General features: G+C 70.5%; 14 protein-coding genes. 9 read left to right on the plus strand and 5 right to left on the minus strand.

Annotated elements, in window-relative coordinates; all coding sequences use genetic code 11:
- Window positions 1–84: 84 nt before the first annotated feature.
- Entirely contained in the window at window positions 85–2,223 is a 2,139-nt protein-coding gene (locus tag OG395_RS15005) for a bifunctional polysaccharide deacetylase/glycosyltransferase family 2 protein (protein ID WP_327249343.1), read from the plus strand.
- Entirely contained in the window at window positions 2,223–3,383 is a 1,161-nt protein-coding gene (locus OG395_RS15010; protein WP_327243388.1) for an acyltransferase family protein, read from the plus strand. Before OG395_RS15005 ends, OG395_RS15010 begins: the two co-directional genes overlap by 1 nt.
- Before the next feature lie 38 nt (window positions 3,384–3,421).
- Here the strand turns inward: OG395_RS15010 and OG395_RS15015 are convergent, their stop codons facing one another.
- From OG395_RS15015 to OG395_RS15030, 4 genes are all read right to left on the minus strand, one after another.
- On the minus strand, window positions 3,422–4,144 hold the full coding sequence (locus OG395_RS15015) for a class I SAM-dependent methyltransferase (protein WP_327243389.1): 723 nt from the start codon (window positions 4,142–4,144) through the stop codon (window positions 3,422–3,424).
- A 113-nt stretch (window positions 4,145–4,257) separates the two neighbouring features.
- Entirely contained in the window at window positions 4,258–6,708 is a 2,451-nt protein-coding gene (locus OG395_RS15020; protein ID WP_327243390.1) for an ATP-binding SpoIIE family protein phosphatase, read from the minus strand.
- Between the two features lie 162 nt (window positions 6,709–6,870).
- Window positions 6,871–9,339: an MFS transporter gene (locus OG395_RS15025; protein WP_327243391.1), complete on the minus strand. Its 2,469-nt coding sequence runs from the start codon at window positions 9,337–9,339 to the stop codon at window positions 6,871–6,873.
- Window positions 9,340–9,526: 187 nt separating this feature from the next.
- A complete protein-coding gene (locus OG395_RS15030; RefSeq protein ID WP_327243392.1) occupies window positions 9,527–9,970 on the minus strand; it encodes an SRPBCC family protein in 444 nt (147 codons plus the stop codon).
- A 149-nt stretch (window positions 9,971–10,119) separates the two neighbouring features.
- Here OG395_RS15030 and OG395_RS15035 point away from each other — a divergent pair, with 149 nt between their 5' ends.
- From OG395_RS15035 to OG395_RS15045, 3 genes are all read left to right on the plus strand, one after another.
- A complete protein-coding gene (locus tag OG395_RS15035) occupies window positions 10,120–11,169 on the plus strand; it encodes an Rv2578c family radical SAM protein (protein WP_327243393.1) in 1,050 nt (349 codons plus the stop codon).
- Between the two features lie 128 nt (window positions 11,170–11,297).
- Window positions 11,298–12,896, plus strand: a complete 1,599-nt coding sequence (locus OG395_RS15040; RefSeq protein WP_327243394.1) for an alpha/beta hydrolase — start codon at window positions 11,298–11,300, stop codon at window positions 12,894–12,896.
- A gap of 119 nt (window positions 12,897–13,015) precedes the next feature.
- On the plus strand, window positions 13,016–13,528 hold the full coding sequence (locus OG395_RS15045) for a GNAT family N-acetyltransferase (protein ID WP_327243395.1): 513 nt from the start codon (window positions 13,016–13,018) through the stop codon (window positions 13,526–13,528).
- Here OG395_RS15045 and OG395_RS15050 read toward each other — a convergent pair.
- The gene (locus tag OG395_RS15050) at window positions 13,506–14,078 is read right to left on the minus strand and encodes an adenylosuccinate lyase (RefSeq protein WP_327243396.1); all 573 of its coding nucleotides are present in this window, start codon (window positions 14,076–14,078) and stop codon (window positions 13,506–13,508) included. The two genes, OG395_RS15045 and OG395_RS15050, sit on opposite strands and share 23 nt — an antisense overlap.
- A gap of 358 nt (window positions 14,079–14,436) precedes the next feature.
- Here OG395_RS15050 and OG395_RS15055 point away from each other — a divergent pair, with 358 nt between their 5' ends.
- The 4 genes from OG395_RS15055 (at window position 14,437) to ccrA (ending at window position 19,892) form a co-directional block, all read left to right on the plus strand.
- A complete protein-coding gene (locus OG395_RS15055; protein WP_327243397.1) occupies window positions 14,437–16,218 on the plus strand; it encodes a 3-hydroxyacyl-CoA dehydrogenase family protein in 1,782 nt (593 codons plus the stop codon).
- 202 nt (window positions 16,219–16,420) lie between these two features.
- A complete protein-coding gene (locus OG395_RS15060) occupies window positions 16,421–17,236 on the plus strand; it encodes a TetR family transcriptional regulator (RefSeq protein ID WP_327243398.1) in 816 nt (271 codons plus the stop codon).
- 127 nt (window positions 17,237–17,363) lie between these two features.
- Complete coding sequence (locus OG395_RS15065) at window positions 17,364–18,161, plus strand: GNAT family N-acetyltransferase (RefSeq protein ID WP_327243399.1); 798 nt, start codon at window positions 17,364–17,366, stop codon at window positions 18,159–18,161.
- A gap of 393 nt (window positions 18,162–18,554) precedes the next feature.
- Window positions 18,555–19,892 carry a crotonyl-CoA carboxylase/reductase gene (gene ccrA, locus OG395_RS15070; RefSeq protein ID WP_327243400.1) on the plus strand — a complete coding sequence of 446 codons (1,338 nt, stop codon included), beginning with the start codon at window positions 18,555–18,557 and terminating at the stop codon, window positions 19,890–19,892.

Below are 19,892 nucleotides of genomic sequence, written 5' to 3' on the forward strand. Positions count from 1 at the left end.
CGGATCGAACGTGTCCGCCGCCAGGCCGTCCCCAAGCCGCGCGTGGTCATCGCTCTTCTGCTCCTGCTCGGCCTCGTCTCCGTGATGCTGCTCGACGGCTATCTGCGGGCCGAGGTCGGAAACGACCAGCGTGTCCGCTCCGACGCGAGCGCGAGCAAGGTGCCGGACAGCGTCCTCGACGGCGGGCCCTTCCTCAGCTTCGAGGGCGGCACTGCGCGGACCCGGTCCGTGCCGGACAAGACGATCGTGCTCACCTTCGACGACGGCCCGGACCCCGAGTGGACCCAGAAAGTGCTCGACATCCTGGACGACAACGAGGTACCCGGCACGTTCTTCCTGGTCGGCTCGATGATCTCGCGGTATCCGGACGTGGTGCGCCGGATGGTCGACGACGGCAACGAGGTGGGCATCCACACCTTCACCCACGTCGATCTGTCGTACCAGAGCGCGGCCCGCGTCAAGCGGGAGATCGCGCAGACACAGCTCGCTCTGGCGGGCGCCGCGGGCATCACGACGACCCTCTTCCGCGCCCCGTACTCATCGACGAACGACGCGATCGACAACTACAGCTGGCCCGTCTACAAGAAGCTCGGCGCGATGGGCTACACCAGCGTCTTCATCGACACGGACAGCGAGGACTGGCAGCAGCCGGGCGTATCCAAGATCATCAAGTGGGCCACCCCGAAGAGCGGGAAGGGCGCTTCGGTGCTCTTTCACGACGCGGGCGGCAACCGCGAGCAGACCCTCGAAGCGCTGCCGCAGTACATCAAGAAGATGAAGGCGAAGGGCTACACCTTCACCACGGTCAGCGGCGCCCAGCAACAGGCACAGGGGCAACAGGCACAAGGGCAGCAGGGCGCACAGGCCGGCGCGCCGGTCCCGGGGAGCAGTGCGGCCGGCTCACCGCAGAACAACCCCGAGCAGGCCGCGCACCGCACAGCCGACACGTCCACCCTCTGGGAGGGCCGCGCCCTGCTCGGCGCGGTCGCCGTCGCGGAGTGGACCGTGCCCGGTCTTGCCGTGGTGCTGGCGATCGTGGGCGTCGCCGTGCTGGGCAGGTTCGCGACGATGCTCGTCCTCGCACGGCGCCACTACCGGCAGCGCAACAGACGCCGGTTCGTCTGGGGCCCCGAAATCACCGAACCGGTCAGTGTGATCGTGCCCGCGTACAACGAGAAGGAATGCATCGCCAACACCCTGGGCTCCCTTGCCGCCAGCACCCATCCCATCGAGATCGTGGTCGTCGACGACGGCTCGACCGACGGCACGGCGGAGATCGCCGAGTCCCTGGGGCTGCCGAACGTGCGGGTGATCCGCCAGGCGAACGCGGGCAAGTCCGCGGCGCTCAACAACGGTGTGCGGCATGCGCGTCACGACATCGTGGTCATGATGGACGGCGACACCGTCTTCGAACCCGAAACCGTTCAGCGGCTCGTGCAACCGTTCGGTGACCCGGAGGTCGGGGCGGTCGCGGGCAATGCCAAGGTCGGCAACCGCAACACCGTGATCGGCGCCTGGCAGCACATCGAGTACGTGATGGGCTTCAACCTCGACCGCCGGATGTACGACCTGCTGCGCTGCATGCCGACCATCCCGGGCGCGATCGGGGCGTTCCGCCGCGAAGCCGTGTTGAGGGCCGGCGGGATGAGCGAGGACACGCTCGCCGAGGACACCGACATCACCATCGCCCTGCACCGCGCGGGATGGCGGGTCGTCTACGCGGAACACGCGCGCGCCTGGACCGAGGCGCCCGCATCGCTGGGGCAGCTGTGGCGGCAGCGCTACCGCTGGAGTTACGGCACGATGCAGGCGCTCTGGAAGCACCGGAAGTCGGTGACGGACCGGGGGCCGTCGGGCCGGTTCGGCCGGGTCGGCATGCCGCTGGTCGTCCTCTTCCAGATCGTCACCCCCGTCTTCGCGCCGCTCATCGACGTGTTCACGGTCTACGCGATGATCTTTGTGGACTTCAAGGGGTCCCTGCTCGCCTGGCTGGCGGTGCTCCTCGTCCAACTGGTCTGCGCGGCCTACGCCTTCCGCCTCGACCGCGAGCGGTACCGGTATCTCCTCATGCTGCCTCTGCAACAGGTCGCCTACCGGCAGCTGATGTATCTGGTGCTGATCCACTCGTGCGTGACCGCGGCGACAGGCGGCCGGCTGCGCTGGCAGAAGCTGAAGCGCACCGGTGAGGTCGGCACACCGGCCTCCGGCACGGGGGTGCGCTGATGGCGGGCGCACACCGCAAGGGCGCACTGCGGACCGGGATCCCGATGCAACGGCCGGCCGAGCATTCGGGGGAGGGTACGGAACCCGGGACCCCGGCCGGGGAAACCGCCCCGTCCTCTCCCGCACCGCTCCCCGGCCGAAGTGCGGGCCGCGACCGATGGTTCGACGCACTGCGGGCCTTCGCACTGGTCCGTGTCATCACCTACCACACCTTCGAGTGGCCCTGGCTGGGGCTGGTCTTCCCCTCCATGGGCGTGATGTTCGCACTCGCCGGCTCGCTCATGGCGCGTTCGCTGGAGCGGCCCGCGGCGCACGTCCTCCGCGGGCGGCTGCGCAGACTGCTGATCCCGCTCTGGGCGTTCGCGCTGGTCCTCGGTACGGCGATGCTGCTGCACGGCTGGCTGCCCGGCCCGGATGTCCTGTACTGGGTGCTGCCGGTCGGCGATCCGCCGGGCAACGCGTGGGGCGAGCAGGCCTGGGCGGTGCTCTGGTACCTGCGGACGTATCTGTGGTTCGTGCTGATGTCGCCGGTGCTGCTGCGCATCTTCCGGTCCGCCCCGCTGCCCGTGCTCGCGCTGTCGCTCGTGCCCGTCGTGGTCCTGGAGACCGTGGGCGGCGTGCCGGACGGGCGGCTGGGCAGTGCGCTCAGCGATCTGTCGGTCTTCCTGTTCTGCTGGCTGCTCGGCTTCGCCCACCGTGACGGCGTCCTCGACCGGATGCGCCCCGCCGTCGTCGTCCCCGTGGCCTCGGCCCTGCTGGCGGCGGGCGCCTGGTGGGCCTTCCACCACCGGGTCGACGGTTCCTACGATCTCGACGACATCCCGCTCGCCCAGGCGCTGTGGTCCGCCGGGTTCGTCCTGCTGCTGCTCCGCTTCCGTCCCGACTTCGCCGGGCTCGCCCGCCATCGGGTGGCCGACCGGATCGTGAAGGTCTTCAACGCCCGTGCCGTGACGATCTATCTGTGGCACGAGGTCGCCCTGATGACGAGCGTGCCGCTGATCGATCTGATGTGGAACGTGCCTGCCTTCGAACGGGATCTGCCGTTGGACAGCATGTGGTTCCAGTTCGGGGTCGCCTGGGTGCTGATCGCGGCGGCCGTGGCCCTCTTCGGCTGGGTCGAGGACATCGCGGCGAAACGGGGGCCGCGCCTACTGCCTTGACACGGCCCCCGCCGCACCGTGCGTGACCGCCGCCGGCCCTACCGGTCGGCGGAGAGGACGAACCAGCGGGCTGGCAGGTCGATGCGGGTACCGTCCGGCAGGTGCTCGGTCTGGGCGAGCGCCGTGTCGCCGGTCGCGAGCGTCGTCAGCCCCGCCGCCCGCAACAGCTCCGGCACCTCCTCCTCCGTGGCGCCGGCCGGCCGGAGCCCGTGTTCGAAGACCCGTCGCAGCTTCTCGGGCGGACCGCCCGGTGCCTGGGCCGCCTGCTGCAGCACCGCCTTGGACGCCGGGGTCAGCTCCGCGACGAAGGCCCGCCCCCGCGCCCCCAGGAGCGTCGCGACGGCTGCCGCGACGGCGGGACGTGCCTCCGGCTCGCTCTGGTGGATCACCGCCCGCATATAGACATTGGTGTCGCCGATCCGTTCCCGCAGGGCCTGTACCGCTTCCCCGTCGACCAGGTTGAGCTGCTCGAACTCGGCGATGCCCACGGAGTCCGCGCGGCATGCATGCCCGATCGCCGCCCGCGAGAGGTCCACGCCGATGGCGCGGGTGAACCGGGTGGCGAGGTAGCGGGTCTGGGTGCCGTTGCCGCACCCGAGGTCGACGACAGGCAGCGAGGTGTCGGCGTACGGGAGCAGCAGCTCACTGTGGGGTACCGAGTTGAGGGACGGGTCGGAGTCCCAGATCGCCTCGCCGGGTGCGCCGGAGGTCGACGACCAGTAGCCTTCCCACGCTTCGCGGTAGCCCTGTGACACGTCCATACGTACTCCCAAAGTCCGGTGCACCCGCAGCGATTCGCTGGGCAACGGCCTACCGTCCCGGCAGCGTCCGGGGCAAGAGAGAGGGCGTCATCCGCCGTTCGGCGCACCTACTTTCACCTGGTGTTCGACCGGGAGCGGGGAAATCGGACAAGCGGCTGCTCGAACCACACGGTCTTGCCATGTGCCGTGGTGCTCGTGCCCCACTCCCGGGCGAGGTTGCTCACCACCAGCAGCCCGCGTCCCGACTCGTCGTGGGCGGAGGCGCTGAGGAGGGTGGCGGGGGCCGTTTCGTCGTCGCTGACCTCACAGAGCAGGGCGCCGGTCCGGACCAGACGCAGCCCGATGTGGCGGATGCGCCCGTGGTTCACGGCGTTGGTGACCAGCTCGCTGACCATCAGCACCGCCGACTCCACCGCGTCCGGCAGATCCCAGTCGAGGAGCTTGCCGCGCACCAGGCTCCGGGCTCGTGCCACTTCCCGCGCGTCCAGGGCGAGTTGCCATTCGGCGACATCGTCGTCCGGGATGCCGTTCAGCCGGGCCATCAACAGCGCCACGTCGTCCTTGCGGCCGCCCTTCGGGTTCAGGGCGCGGATGATCGTGTCGCAGGCGTCGTCCATCGAGGCGGCGGGGTGTGCGGCGGAGGCGCAGAGCGTGGCGAGTCCGGCGCCGATGTCCTGGCCGCGCACCTCGACCAGCCCGTCGGTGCAGAGCACCAGGCGGTCGCCGGGCCGTACCCGTATGGTCGCGGTCTCGAAGGCGACACCGCCGACACCGATCGGCGCCCCCGTCGGCAGGTCGAGGAGCTCGGCCCGGCCGTCCTCGGCGCGCACCAGCACGGGCGGGATGTGCCCGGCGTTGGCGATCTGGAGCTCGGAGCGGATCGGGTCGTAGACGGCGTAGAGGCAGGTTGCGAGATATTGCTCGCCGAGGCGCTGCGCCAGGTCGTCGAGGTTGCGCAACAGCTGGGCGGGTGGCATCTCCATGGTCGCCATCGTCAGCACGGCGGTGCGCAACTGGCCCATCATCGCAGCCGAGTTGAGACCGTGTCCCATGACGTCCCCGACGACCAGCGCGGTCCGGGAGCCGGGCAGCTTCACCGAGTCGAACCAGTCGCCGCCGATCCTGCCGAGCCGGGTGCCGGGCAGGTAGCGGGTGGCGATGTCGCAGCCGGCCATGCGGGGCTCGACCTGGGGCAGCATGCTGTCCTGGAGGGTGTCGGCCACATTCTCCTGGTACGTGTACATGCGGGCGTTGTCGAGGACGAGCCCGGCACGGGCGGCGAGTTCGGCGCCGGTGGTGCGGTCCATGTCGTCGAAGGGCTCACGGCCGGGGCGGCGCATCAGGACCATGAAGCCGAGCACCACGTCGCGCGCCTTGAGCGGGACGATCAGCAGGGATCGGTGGGTGATCAGCGGCCGCAGGTCGCGCTTCTCGAACTCGCCCGAGATCCGGTTGCTCATCTCCTCGCTGACGTACGGGATGAGGACGGGTTCGCCGGTGACCATGCACTGGAAGAACGGCGTGTGCTGCGGGAAGGCGATGGACTCACCGACCGGGACGGTGTCGTCCCAGCGGCCGGGTTCGTCGTTGTGCTCGACCCATACCCGGTGCCAGACGGTCGTGACGTCGGGCGGCCCATCGGGGAAGCCCTCACCGGCGAGGACCGCGGCGCGCAGATGCGTACCCGCGAAGTCGGTGAAGCGGGGGACGGCGGCGCTGGTGACCTCGCGGATGGTGCGTTCCAGATCGAGGGAGGTGCCGATGCGCCCGCTCACCTCGTTGAGGAACTCCAGCCGTTCGCGGACGGCGGCGTACTCCAGGTCGAGTTCGGGGTGGGGCACGGCGCGCGGTGCCGGAGCCCCGTCGGCCGCGGTCTCCGGATCATCGGGCCGGCTGCGGAAGCTGCGGCGCGGTACGCCCCAGTCGGGGGTGACCGGGACCCGCGCATGGTGGCTGAACTCCAGGACCGGATAGCCGAGTTCGAGTACCTGGGAGACGATCCGGGTCGCTTCGTGGGCGCCCATTTTCGGCAGGATCTCGGGGAGGCGGCCGGCCAGGTCCCGGTAGCCGGGGAAGTCGGTGTGGAGCGCGAAGCCGGGGGCGATCGTCTCGCTTTCCGGGTCGCCGCCCTCGTCACCGCTGTGCAGGGGCACGGCGTCCGCGGCGAGGACGAGGAGCCGCTCGGCACCGGGGCCGACCAGCGGGTAGGCCCACCACAGGATGTCGATCCGGCCGCGCTCCGGTTGGTCGACCCTGGCCCGCCCGGCTGCCGGGTAGGTGACGGTGCCGCTCAGCGAACCGTCGAGCTCCGGGCCGAAGTCACCGTACGTACCGCCGGACTGCCCGGGCTCCGACTCCTGCGGTAACGCCCCGGAGACCGGGAGGAGTTCACCGGCCGGGCAGCCGATGGCATCCTCCCTGACCACGCCGAAGAGCCGTCGGGCCCCGGTCGACCAGTGCGACACGAGGCCGTCCATGTCGACGACCACCACGGCGAGCGGAACCCGCCCCGCGACTGCTTCACGCGGTTGTGGTGCCCTGTGCGGCGGCACATCCAGGTCCATGGGTGGAAGGCTCCTTCCCCACCGCAAGGTTCTGCGGCGTGTGACTCCACGGTACGTCCCGGCGTCCGGCGCCCGCCGGTCATCGGCGGAATCGCCCCCGGAGGTGGTGCGCCCGCGCACCACCTCGCACCACCGCGCACAACGCGGCGCCGGGACGCGGCGTCAGTCCTCGTGACCGAGTTGCAGGTCACGCTCGGTGCGCCCGCCGCCCGCGACCTGGAGGACAGTGGCCACCGGCGGGTACCCCGCCGCGATGACGGTGTACTCGCCGGTCGACAGGTCCACGAAGCGGAACGCCCCGTCGGGCCCGGTCGTCAGGGTGTCGACGACATTGCCCGCCGCGTCGAGGAGCGTGACCCGGGCGTCCTCGACAGGCCGTCCGCCGCTCGCCCGTACGACGCCGCGCAGCACCGCGCCCCCGGCCAGCTCGATGTCCTGCCGGGTCTCCCTGGCCGCTTGCACGCTGACCGGCAACGCGGCGGGCCGGAAGGCGGGCGCGCTGGCGGCAAGGGTGTACTCTCCGGCCACCAACTCCGAGATCACATAACCGCCTTCACGGCCGCTGCGGGTGGACGCGACCACCTCGCCGCGCACATCGGTGAGCGTGACAGCGGCATCCCGCACCGGGATCCCGTCGGCCGTGACGACAGTCCCGGCCAGCCGGCCCGCACCGCCGAGCACCACGTCGAGCTCGACGGGCCGCTCCCCGACGGTGACGCTGACGGCCTGCGGCTGGTGTCCTCCGGCCGCCGCGATGAGGACGTACGAACCGGAGCCGGGCACGCTCAGCGCGTACCGCCCGTCGTCGCCGCTCGCACCGCGGCCGACCTGCTTCCCCTGGATGTCGATCAGGGTGAGGGCGGCACGGGGGACCTTCGTACCGTCGGGGTGCTGGACGCAGCCGCACACCGGGACGCCCGACAGGTAGACGGGCGGTGGAGGGGCGTGGGTGGTGCGGGCGGCGGGGATGGGGGTGGCGGACTCGGCGGCTGCGGATTCGGGGCTGTGGTGGGACACCAGCGGTTTCTCCTTGAGGAAGAAGGCGATGACGAGGCCGAGTGCGAGCACCGGCACGAGGTAGAGGAAGATCCGCGGCATCGCGTCGGCGTACGCCTGGATGTAGCTGTCGCGAAGGGCCGGCTCCATGGCGTGGACCAGCTGCGGGGTGATCGACTCGGGGTCGGGGAGGTCGGCGCCGGACGGGAGGCGGACCGCGAGGGCGTCGGCGAGACGGCCCGCGAAGAGCGTCCCGAAGACGGCGGCGCCGACGCTGCCGCCGATCTGCCGGAAGTAGTTGTTCGCACTGGTGGCGGTGCCGAGGTCGGCGGGTGGTACGGAGTTCTGCACGGCAAGGACGAGCACCGGCATGATCAGGCCGATCCCGATGCCGAGGACGGCCTGCGCGATGCTGTATTCGACGCGTGGGGTGTCGGTTTCGAGACGGGAGAGAAGCCACATGCCGACGATCGAGATCGCGCTGCCGAGGATCGGGTAGACGCGGTAGCGGCCGGTACGGGAGATCAGTTGGCCGGAGACGACGGACGCGCCGACGATGCCGCCCATCATCGGGAGCATCAGCAGCCCGGATTCGGTGGCGGTGGCGCCGTCGACCATCTGCAGGAACGTCGGCAGATAGCTGGCGGCGCCGAACAGGGCGACGCCGACGACCGCGCCGACGAGCGCGGTCACGTTGAAGATCGAGTCGCGGAACAGCCTCAGCGGGATCACCGGTTCGGGCGCGCGGCGCTCGACGACCAGAAAGAGGAGAGCCGTTCCGACGGCCCCGACGGCCAGCCCGAGGATGGTGCGCGAGCCCCAGGCGTACTCCGTACCGCCCCAACTGGTCAGCAGCACCACGCAGGTGGAGGCGGCGGCCAGCAGCAGCGCGCCGAGCACATCGAGCCGGGGCCGGACGGCGGGTTTGGGGAGTTTCAGTACGACGGTGATGACGGCCAGCGTGACCAGTCCGAACGGGACGTTGATGTAGAAGCACCAGCGCCAGGACGCGTGGTCGGTGAAGAAGCCGCCGAGCAGCGGTCCGGCGACGGACGCGAGACCGAAGGCGGCGCCGATCAGCCCCATGAAACGGCCGCGCTCGCGGGGCGGTACGACGTCCGCGATGATCGCCTGGACCCCGATCATGAGCCCGCCGCCGCCGACGCCCTGGACTGCACGGAAGGCGATCAGCTCGTCCATGGTCCGGGACCAGCCGGCCAGCGCGGAGCCGACGACGAAGACGACGATGGCGAACTGGAAGACGCTCTTGCGGCCGAAGAGATCGCCGAGCTTTCCGTAGATCGGCAGCCCGATGGTGGAGGCGAGGAGATAAGCGGTGACGGCCCAGGACATCTTCTCCAGGCCGTGCAGCTCACCGACGATCTTCGGCAGGGCGGTGGCGACGATCATCTGGTCGAGCGCCGCGAGCAGCAGGGTGAGCATCAGTCCGAGGAAGACCAGCCGGATCCGGCGGGGGCTGATCTCCGCGGCGTCGGGACCCGGTGGTGGCGAGGGCGCGGGCACCGCACCGGGCAGGGCGGCGGTCTGCACACCGTGCGGATCCGCGGTCGTCGCCTCGGCCTCGTCCTCCGCACCGTCCGGCTCGTCCTTCACCAGAGTGATTCCACCCGCCACGTGCCGCTCCCCTCGTCGCATCTGCGCCGCCCATTTCTCGCATTGCGCGACAAGGGAGGGCAAACGCGACGGGGGGCGCCGACGGCGCACTCGGGGGACTTATTCCCCGGTGGGAGCCACTACGGCGCACAACCGACCGGCCGGAAAAACCACCCGAATCGGTGAGGCCGGTCAGCGCTGCACGAGGCTACTTCTCGACCTCGGTCGCGAGGTTCTGCAGCAGCTCGTCGTAGATGCGTCCAAGCCCCTTGGGCGCAAAGGTCTTCTCGAAGAATCCACCGATGCCGCCGGCGCCGTTCCAGACGGTCGAGACGACGGCCTTGGACCGGCCCTCACCGGCCGGGGTGACGGTCCACGTGGTGACCATCGACGAGTTGCGGTCCTTCTCGACGAGCTGCCCGTCGGCCGGCTCGGTCACGTCGAGCAGGCAGTCGCGGACCCGCTTGCTGGTGGCCTGGAGCTTCCAGTGGACGAGGGTGCCCTCGCCGTCACCGCCCTCGCGGACCTCGTACTCGCTGAAGTGGCCGGGCAGGACCTTGCCCCGGACCTCCTGATAGTCGGCCAGCGCGTCGAACACGGTCTCCGCGTCCGCCGCGATGATCCGCTCTGTCGTGGCCTCGACCTGCGCCATGGCTGTTCCTCCAGCACTCGGTTGTTCGGGGGTGTGCTGAGCCAATCACCTCCGGCACGCCGCTCAAAATCCGGGCCGGGACGAAGGGGAGAAAACGATCAAGGGAACAAGTGTTCTATTCTCTCTCCAGTGCTACCGAGGAGGCGTCCATGCGCTGGGACAATCTGGTCGAGAACACCCGCGAGGCCGGTACGGGCACGCTCTTCGCCGCGGACGCGGTGACCACGCGCACCTTCGACACCCCTGAATTCCGGGGGATCACCTTCCACGAGATCCGGGCCCGCTCGATCGTGAACCGGGTGCCGGGCGCGTCGCGGATGCCGTTCGAATGGACCGTGAACCCGTACCGGGGCTGCACGCACGCCTGCGTCTACTGCTTCGCCCGCAAGACCCACAGCTACCTGGACCTCGACACCGGGCTCGGTTTCGACTCCCAGATCGTTGTCAAGATCAACGCCCCGGAGCTCCTGCGCCGCGAGCTCGCCTCCAGCCGCTGGCACGGCGCGCACATCGCGATGGGCACCAATGTCGACTGCTACCAGCGCGCGGAGGGCCGCTATCGGCTGATGCCCGGCATCATCGCGACCCTGCGTGATCACGCGAACCCGTTCTCGATCCTGACCAAGGGCACGCTGATGCTGCGCGATCTGGAGCTGCTCAAGCAGGCCGCGGAGGTCACCGAGGTCGGCATCTCCGTCTCGGTCGGCTTCGTCGATCCGGAGCTGTGGCGCACGGTGGAGCCCGGCACCCCGTCCCCCGAGCGCCGGCTGGACGTCGTGCGCACCCTGAGCGAGAACGGCATCGACTGCGGTGTGCTGATGGCACCCGTCATCCCCTTCCTCGGTGACCAGCCGGACCAGCTGCGGGCCACGGTCCGCGCGATCGCCGACGCCGGGGCGAGCTCGGTGACCCCGCTCGTCCTCCATCTGCGGCCCGGCGCCCGGGAGTGGTTCATGCAGTGGGTCGCGCAGCACCATCCCCAGCTGGTGCCGCGGTACCAGCAGATCTACGCGGACGGGGCGTACGCGCCCACCTGGTACCAGCGCACGATCACACGCCGGGTCCACGAGCTGGCGGCCGAGTTCGGCATCGGACCGGCGCGCCGCGGCGAGGCACGCCGGATCTCCGTCCGGCAGGAACGGCTCGACCGGCAGTCGCCTCCGGACGGTCCCGGGTCCACCCAGCTGACCCTTCTCTGATCCTCCGTCACCACCTCGGCAAACGGGTCAACTCTCACCCGATCATGTCCTTCCGTGTCCGAATGTGGGGAGCATGCGGCGGGGGCTGTGCCACACGCAGCCGCATTCCCTCCACCACGGGAGGCCATATGACGAATCGTTCAGGAATTCTGATCGCCGTCGGCGCGACGGTCGCCGGTCTGGTGACCGCCGTGCCGTCCCCGGCGGCCGCCGCCGGCGTCGCACCGCATGCCGCGCAACTCCGCTGGACCGGCTGCGGCACCAAGGTGTATCCGAATCTGCAGTGCTCAAAGGTCAGTACGCCGCTCAATCATGACGACCCGTCGGGCCGACGGATCACTCTCGCCCTGTCCCGGATCCCGCACACCGCGAAGAACTCGCAGGGCCCGCTGTTCGTCAACCCCGGGGGTCCCGGCGGCAGCGGGCTGACCATGGCCGGGTTCGTGGCGTCCTCGCTCCCGAAGGACGTCGCCGCGCAGTACGACGTGATCGGGTTCGACCCGCGCGGGGTCGGGAAGAGCTCCCCGGCGCTGGACTGCGTACCCAAGTACTTCAAGCCGCCGCGGCCCGACTCGGTGCCGCGGACCCTCGCCGACGAGCGGGCCCGCCGCGACCGGGCGCGCAACTTCGCCGCGGAGTGCGGCAGGAAGTACCCCGACCTGCTGCCGTACATGGACACGGTCAGCGCCGCCAAGGACCTCGATGTGATCCGGCAGGCCACCGGCGCCCCGAAGATCAACTACTTCGGGTACTCGTACGGTACGTACCTGGGCGCGGTGTACGCGAAGCTGTTCCCGCAGCGGGTGCGGCGGCTGGTGCTCGACTCGAACGTCGACCCGGACGGGGTCTGGTACGAGGACAACATCGGCCAGAACTACGCGTTCGACGCCCGCCAGAAGGCGTTCGTCGCATGGGTGGCGAAGCACGACGAGACCTACCGGCTCGGCAAGGACCCGGCGAGGGTCGAGGCGGCCTGGTACCGGATGCGCGACGCGGTGCGGAAACAGCCCGCGGGCAAGAAGGTCGGCCCGAGCGAGCTGGAGGAGACGTTCCTGCCGGGCGGCTACTACAACGGGTACTGGCCCTATCTGGCCGACACGTTCGCCGCGTACGTGAACCACAAGGACCAGGACGCGCTCGTCGCCGCGTACGACCGGCTCGGTGCCGTCGACGCGAAGGGCGACAACGGCTACTCCGTCTACCTGGCCGTGCAGTGCCGCGACTCCCGGTGGCCGCTGAGCTGGAACACCTGGCGCAACGACAGCTGGAAGGTGCACGCCAAAGCACCCTTCTACGCCTGGAGCAACACCTGGTACAACGCACCGTGCGCCTCCTGGCCGGTGGAGCCGCTGAATCCGGTGCGGGTCTCGAACCACGCGCTCCCGCCGGTGCTGCTCTTCCAGGCCACGGAGGACGCGGCCACACCGTACGCGGGCGGGGTCACCCTGCACCGGCGGCTCCGCGGCTCCAGCCTGGTCGTCGAGCAGGGCGGCGGCAACCACGGTGTCACGCTGAGCGGCAACGCATGCCTGGACAAGTACCTGACGGACTATCTCGCCAAGGGCACCGTCCCGCGCGGCGACGGCAGCCTCACGGACGCGGATGCGGTCTGCCCGACGTCGCCCGACCCGAAGCCGCTGACCGCCGAGGCGGCGAAGGTGAAGTCGGCGAAGCGCGCGGACAGCAGCGGCAGCACCTTGCACGGGCTGCTCGGCTTCCACGGCTGACGGGAGGGGACTGCGCGCCCCGTGACCCGATCGCACGCCCTCGGGGGCGTACGCCACCATGGTCCGCATGACGACACGGCCCACCTCCGCGTACGCCCCCGACCTGTCCGTCCGGTTCCATGACCGTCGACGACTGCGAGGCCGTCGCCACGGTCCGGGTGCGCGGCTGGCAGGCCGCGTACGCCGGGTTGATCCCGCAGGCGTATCTGGACGCGATGGACATCGCCGAGGACGCGCAGCGGCGGCGCGGTTTCTTCGCCGAGCGCAACACAGTCGTCAATGTGGTGGCCGAGCGGCCGGGCCGGGGTGTGATCGGCTGGGCCTGTTACGGCCCGTACCGCGCGGACGGCAGGCGGCTCGCCCGCGCCGAGCTGTACGCCGTCTACGTGCTGCCCGAGCACCTCGGGACCGGGGTGGGCCGCGCCCTGATGACTGAGATCCTGGCTCGCTGCGCCGCGGACGGGTTCCCCGATCTGGCGCTCTGGGTCCTCAAGGAGAACGCGCCGGCCCGCCGCTTCTACGAGCGTGCGGGCTTCGCGCCGGACGGCATCGAGGAACCCTTCCGGGTCGGCGGCGTTCTCGTGCCCGAGGTGCGCTACGTACGGCCCCTCAGCCCTTCGGCAGCCGGCTGATCGCCTCCTCGGCGGCGCCGCCGAGCCTCGGGTGAGGCAGCGCCGCCTCCAGGACCGGGCGGGCCTGCGCGTCGCCGAGCTGCCCCAGACCCTCCACACAGGCCAGCGCGACCCTCCAGTGCGGCTCGTCCGGCCCCAGCAGCCGCTCCAGGGTACTGATCAGCGCCGGGACGGACTCGGGGGCCCGCAGGGCAGTGAGCAGGCGGACCGGGTGCAGGGCGTACGCGGTGCGCAGGGTGTTCGTCGCGAGCGCGGCGGCGGCACGCGGGGTGCGGGGGTCGCCCAGGCGCACCAGGGCGTGGGCCGCGGAGACACAACGCTCCGGGTCGCGGTGGTTGAGCAGCAGAACCAGTGCTTCGAAGGCCCGTCGGTCCCCGCCGCAGCCGAGCCGGAACGCGGCGATCTCACGCGCCCAGAGCGGGCGCTCCCGTTCGACGAGGACCCGGGCCAGTTCCTCGTCGTCGTCGGTGGCGAGCAGCCTGCGGTAGGCCGCCGACTCCCCCGCCTCGTCCGCCAGCCGGTCGGTCAGGGACCGGAACTCCTCGTCCATGACCCTGAGGGTATCGGCGACCACGGTCAGTGTGAGCCGGCGCACAGCGACTCGGGGCTGGCGCGCTCGTTACTCGCCGGTTAATCTCATGTGAGCGGGACACACTCCCCGCCGACTCCAGTGGCCTGGTGACGCAGCCACTGGGAGTGCTTGTCGGTTCGGCAGCTTTGTGAGACGCGACTCCGGGACAGAGTCCGTCACTCCCTTTCCCGTCCGGGCGTGCCTCCCGCACCTCCGGCCAGGAACACCTCGACACGCAATTCCCGCACGCCATGCGCTGGTTGGACCCTTTCGGTCCCAGCTGATCCGTGCGCGCCGTGCGCCCACTCAGTCGTCACTCATTCTCTGGAGTCCCGTGATGGACACCCCTCTCTCCACCATCGCCGTCGTCGGTCTCGGCACCATGGGCATCGGCATCGCCGAGGTCCTGGCCCGGGCCGGCCGCGAGGTCATCGGTATCGATGTCAGCGACGCGGCTGCCCGCCAGGCCGTCGCCGCCCTGGAGGCCTCCACCGCCCGCGCCGTGGAGAAGGAGCGGATCACCGAGGGGGAGCGCCTGGACGTGCTCGCCCGGTTCCGTACCTTCTCCGACCTGCAGGCCGTGGCGGACGCGCAGCTCGTCATCGAGGTCGTTCCCGAGTCGTACGAGATCAAGCAGCAGCTCTTCCGTGAGCTCGACTCGATCGTCTCCCCCACCGCGATCCTGGCGACCGGCACGAACGCCCTGTCGGTGACCCGGCTCGCGGCCGAATCGCAGCACCCCGAGCGCGTGCTGGGCCTGCACTTCTTCAACCCGGCGCCCGCGATGAAGCTGGTCGAGGTGGTCTCCTCGGTGCTGACCGCGCCGACGGCCGTCGAGGCGGTCACGGAGCTCGCCCGCGAACTCGGCAAGGAACCGGTTGCGGTGGGCGACCGGCCGGGCTTCGTCGCCGACGGGCTCCTCTTCGGCTACCTCAACCAGGCCGCCGCGATGTACGAGGCGAACTACGCCTCCCGTGAGGACATCGACGCGGCCATGAAGCTGGGCTGCGGCCTGCCGATGGGCCCCCTCGCGCTGCTCGACCTGATCGGCGTCGACACCGCCCGTACCGTCCTGGAGGCGATGTACTCCGCGTCGCACGACCGGCTGCACGCCCCCGCTCCGATCCTCAAGCAGCTCAGCGAGGCCGGTCTGACCGGCCGCAAGGCGGGCCGTGGCTTCTACACGTACGTGGCGCCGGGCAGCCAGACCGTGGTGCCGGACGCGCAGACCCCGCTGGAGAGTGCAGGAGCGGAGGCCGGGCGCACGGTCCGGTCGGTGGGCGTCGCGGGCTCCGGGACGATGGCCTCGGGCATGGCGGAGGTCTTCGCGAAGGCCGGTTACGACGTGGTGCTCGCCGCGCGCAGCCAGGAGAAGGCGGACACCGCGAAGGGGAGGATCGCCAAGTCGCTGGAGCGTTCGGTCACCAAGGGGCGGCTGACGGCGCAGGCGCGGGACGAGACCCTGGGCCGGATCACCGCTGCCGGTTCGCTGGACTCGTTCGCCGATGTCGACCTCGCGGTCGAGGCGGTCGCCGAGGATCTCGCGGTCAAGCAGCAGCTGTTCGGCACGCTGGACAAGATCTGCAAGCCGGGCGCGGTGCTCGCCACCACCACCTCGTCGCTGCCGGTCGTGGCGTGCGCGCGGGCGACCTCGCGTCCGCAGGACGTCATCGGGATGCACTTCTTCAACCCGGCGCCCGCGATGAAGCTCGTCGAGGTGGTCCGTACGGTGCTGACCTCGGACGACGTCCACGCAACCGTCCGTGAGGTGTGCCGGAAGATCCGCAAGCACCCGGTGGACTGCGGGGACCGGGCCGGGTTCATCGTGAACGCGCTGCTGTTCCCGTACCTCAACAACGCGATCAAGATGGTCGAGGAGCACTACGCGACCCTCGACGACATCGACGCCGCGATGAAGCTGGGCGGCGGCTACCCGATGGGCCCGTTCGAGCTCCTGGACGTCGTCGGGCTCGATGTCTCGCTCGCCATCGAGAAGGTGCTGCACGGCGAGTTCCGCGACCCGGGCCTGGCCCCGGCGCCGCTGCTGGAACACCTGGTGGCCGCCGGCTGCCTCGGCCGCAAGACGGGGCGCGGCTTCCGCGAATATGCCCGGCGCTGAGGACCGGCAGGTGTCCGAACGGCGGACCGGTGCCCCGGCCGGGCGTGAGCGCCCGGCCGGGGCACCACCGGCGGCTCCCGGGCCGGGAGCCGGATGGGGAGGGCTGCTCGATCCGCCCGCGCAGCCCGCGACGCGGGACGTACGGCCGGGCGGTCCGCCCCCTCAGGCGCGCTCTCCTGCGCCGATGCAGTACGTTCACACCATGTCCCAGTCCGCCAGGTCCCCCCGTGTCTCCGCCGCGCCCGACGCCCCGGAGAGTGCCGCAGGAACGCGCGCCGCCGCCCAGCGGCTCAAAATGCGACGCGAACTGGCCGCCGCGGCGATGGAGCTCTTCGCCACGAAGGGGTACGAGGCCACGACGGTCGACGAGATCGCGGGCGCCGCGGGAGTCGCCCGGCGGACCTTTTTCCGGCACTTCCGCTCCAAGGAAGAGGCGATCTTCCCCGACCACGACGACACCCTCGTCCGGGCCGAGGCCGTCCTCAATGCCGCCCCCGCGCACGAGCACCCGCTCGACACCGTCTGCCGCGGCATCAAAGAAGTCATGAAGATGTACGCGGCCAAGCCCGCCGTCTCGGTGGCCCGCTACAAGCTGACCCGTGAGGTCCCCACGCTGCGGGAGGCCGAGATCGCCTCGGTGGCCCGTTACGAGCGGCTGTTCACGCGCTATCTGCTGGGCCACTTCGACGAGCGCGATCACCATGTCGGCAACGACGACCCGCTGCTGGCGGAGGTCGCGGCGTCGGCCGTCGTCACCGCGCACAACCATGTGCTGCGTCGCTGGCTGAGGGCGGGCGGCCAGGGCGATGTGGAGGCACAGCTCGACCGCGCCTTCGCGATCGTCCGGGACACGTTCGGGACGGGCATCGGGGCCGGGCGCATCGCCGGGGCCGAACCGACGCCGGCGCCCGCCGCTTCGGTGAGCACCGAGGGCGAGGTGCTCGTCGCGGTGGCGCGGACGGACGCATCGCTCGACGAAGTGATGCGCACGATCCAGCAGGCGCTCAAGGACCGCTGAGCGGGGGCCTGTCGGCCGGCCGTTCCACCGTCGCCGGACGGGCTCGCCGCCGAGCTCGTCCGGCGTTCGCGCGTCCGGGCGGGGAAACCCGGTTGCCGCGCCCGTACCGCTGTGCTCCGGTGGGCGGATGACTCACGATCGCGACATCCTGCTGACTCTCTTCGACCGCGAGTTGCGCGAGCACGCCCGCCCCGACGGGCCCGGCGTCCGCGTCGAGCGCACCGCCGATGTCGTGCGGCAGGCCGGGGCGGCCGACGACTGGAACGGTGTCGTCTGGTCGTCCCCCGGTCTGGACGCCCTACGGGCGGATGCGGCGATCGCCGAGCAGGTGGAGCACTTCACCGCGCTCGGCCACGAAACATTCGAATGGAAGCTGTACGCGCACGACCGGCCGGCCGACCTGGGGCAGCGGCTGGTGCGCGCCGGCTTCGTCGCGGAGCCGCCGGAGACCCTCCTGATCGCCCCCGTCGCGGACCTCCCGACGGCCGTGGAGCTCCCCGAGGGGATCACGCTGCGCACGGTGACGGACGCGGCCGGTGTGGAGCTGATGGCCGCGGCCCACGAGCGGGCGTTCGGCTCCGACGGGTCGCGGCTGCGGCACCAGGTGCTGGCGCGGCTGGCCGCGACCCCCGACAGCTTCGTCGGGGTGCTGGCCATGGTGGGCGACGAGCCGGTGAGCTCGGCCCGGATGGAGCTGTACCGGGGCACCGGCTTTGCGGGGCTCTGGGGCGGCGGGACCGTGGAGCCGTGGCGCGGGAGGGGCATCTACCGGGCGCTGGTCGCGTACCGCGCCCGGATCGCCGCCGAGCGTGGCTTCCGGTATCTGCAGGTCGACGCGACCGACCTGAGCAGACCGATCCTCCAGCGGCTCGGTTTCCGGGTCCTGACCATCACCACGCCCTATGTGTACCGGCGCCCGGCCTGACCGGACCCAGCGGGACAGAACGGCGCGAAACAGCCCCGTCGTTGCTCATACGTGCCCGGCGGATGACAACTGAGAGAAATCGTTGGCACCGAGTGCCTTGCCAGGTGTCACGGAGTGCCATACGTTGAAGTTGTCCGGGCGGCCGGCGTGCAGAGACCTCACGTACGCCGGCTGTCCCCGCAAGCCATGTGCCTGCGCGCCCGGGCGCCTGCGTCACAGGCAAACCCTTCTGCTCCACCAGAGCAAGCCGAAGCTTTACTCAGCCGAACCGACGGCAGCACCTCCACACCGCACCGCACCCCCCGTTGGCAGGGACCCTCAAGCGTCCCTCGACGCATTCCCCAAGTTCTCGGCTCCGCTCGAGCAGGGGAGACCCCATCCCGGAGGCACACCGTGAAGGAAATCCTGGACGCGATCCAATCGCAGGACAGCACCGCCGCAGATTTCGCGGCCCTGTCCATCCCTGAGTCGTACCGCGCGGTGACCGTGCACAAGGACGAGACGGAGATGTTCGCCGGGCTCGCCACGCGCGACAAGGACCCCCGCAAGTCGCTGCACCTCGACGAGGTGCCGGTCCCGGAGCTCGGGCCCGGTGAGGCGCTGGTCGCCGTCATGGCCAGCTCGGTGAACTACAACTCCGTCTGGACCTCGATCTTCGAGCCGCTCTCCACCTTCGGGTTCCTGGAGCGCTACGGAAAGCTCAGCGAGCTCACCAAGCGCCACGACCTGCCGTACCACGTCATCGGCTCCGACCTGGCGGGCGTCGTCCTGCGCACCGGCCCCGGCGTCAACGCCTGGCACCCGGGCGACGAGGTCGTCGCGCACTGCCTCTCGGTCGAACTGGAGTCCTCGGACGGCCACAACGACACGATGCTCGACCCCGAGCAGCGGATCTGGGGCTTCGAGACCAACTTCGGCGGCCTCGCCGAGATCGCACTCGTCAAGTCCAACCAGCTGATGCCGAAGCCGCAGCACCTCAGCTGGGAGGAGGCCGCGGCTCCGGGCCTGGTCAACTCCACCGCGTACCGCCAGCTCGTCTCGCGCAACGGCGCCGGCATGAAGCAGGGCGACAACGTGCTGATCTGGGGCGCCAGCGGCGGACTCGGTTCATACGCCACGCAGTTCGCGCTGGCCGGTGGCGCCAACCCGATCTGTGTCGTCTCCAGCGAGCAGAAGGCGGACATCTGCCGGAAGATGGGCGCAGAGGCGATCATCGACCGCAACGCCGAGGGCTACAGGTTCTGGAAGGACGAGCACAACCAGGACCCTCGCGAGTGGAAGCGGTTCGGCAAGCGGATCCGTGAGCTGACCGGCGGCGAGGACGTCGACATCGTCTTCGAGCACCCGGGCCGCGAGACGTTCGGCGCCTCGGTGTACGTGACCCGCAAGGGCGGCACGATCGTCACCTGCGCCTCGACCTCGGGCTACAACCACGAGTACGACAACCGCTACCTGTGGATGTCGCTGAAGAAGATCGTGGGCTCGCACTTCGCCAACTACCGCGAGGCGTGGGAGGCCAACCGGCTGATCGCCAAGGGCAAGATCCACCCGACGCTGTCGAAGGTCTACTCCCTGGAGGAGACCGGCCAGGCCGCGTACGACGTGCACCGCAACCTGCACCAGGGCAAGGTCGGCGTTCTCGCGCTGGCCCCGCGCGAGGGTCTGGGTGTGCGCAACGAGGAGCTGCGCGAGCAGCACATCGACGCCATCAACCGCTTCAGGAATGTCTGA

The sequence above is a fragment of the Streptomyces sp. NBC_01320 genome, assembly GCF_035974375.1.
GTDB lineage: Bacteria > Actinomycetota > Actinomycetes > Streptomycetales > Streptomycetaceae > Streptomyces > Streptomyces yanii.

Coding starts and splice junctions, on each gene's coding strand:
- OG395_RS15005 (WP_327249343.1), top strand. CDS start 85: ATGCTGCTCGACGGCTATCTGCGGGCCGAGGTCGGAAACGACCAGCGT.
- OG395_RS15010 (WP_327243388.1), top strand. CDS start 2,223: ATGGCGGGCGCACACCGCAAGGGCGCACTGCGGACCGGGATCCCGATG.
- OG395_RS15015 (WP_327243389.1), bottom strand. CDS start 4,144: ATGGACGTGTCACAGGGCTACCGCGAAGCGTGGGAAGGCTACTGGTCG.
- OG395_RS15020 (WP_327243390.1), bottom strand. CDS start 6,708: ATGGACCTGGATGTGCCGCCGCACAGGGCACCACAACCGCGTGAAGCA.
- OG395_RS15030 (WP_327243392.1), bottom strand. CDS start 9,970: ATGGCGCAGGTCGAGGCCACGACAGAGCGGATCATCGCGGCGGACGCG.
- OG395_RS15035 (WP_327243393.1), top strand. CDS start 10,120: ATGCGCTGGGACAATCTGGTCGAGAACACCCGCGAGGCCGGTACGGGC.
- OG395_RS15040 (WP_327243394.1), top strand. CDS start 11,298: ATGACGAATCGTTCAGGAATTCTGATCGCCGTCGGCGCGACGGTCGCC.
- OG395_RS15045 (WP_327243395.1), top strand. CDS start 13,016: ATGACCGTCGACGACTGCGAGGCCGTCGCCACGGTCCGGGTGCGCGGC.
- OG395_RS15050 (WP_327243396.1), bottom strand. CDS start 14,078: ATGGACGAGGAGTTCCGGTCCCTGACCGACCGGCTGGCGGACGAGGCG.
- OG395_RS15055 (WP_327243397.1), top strand. CDS start 14,437: ATGGACACCCCTCTCTCCACCATCGCCGTCGTCGGTCTCGGCACCATG.
- OG395_RS15060 (WP_327243398.1), top strand. CDS start 16,421: ATGTCCCAGTCCGCCAGGTCCCCCCGTGTCTCCGCCGCGCCCGACGCC.
- OG395_RS15065 (WP_327243399.1), top strand. CDS start 17,364: ATGACTCACGATCGCGACATCCTGCTGACTCTCTTCGACCGCGAGTTG.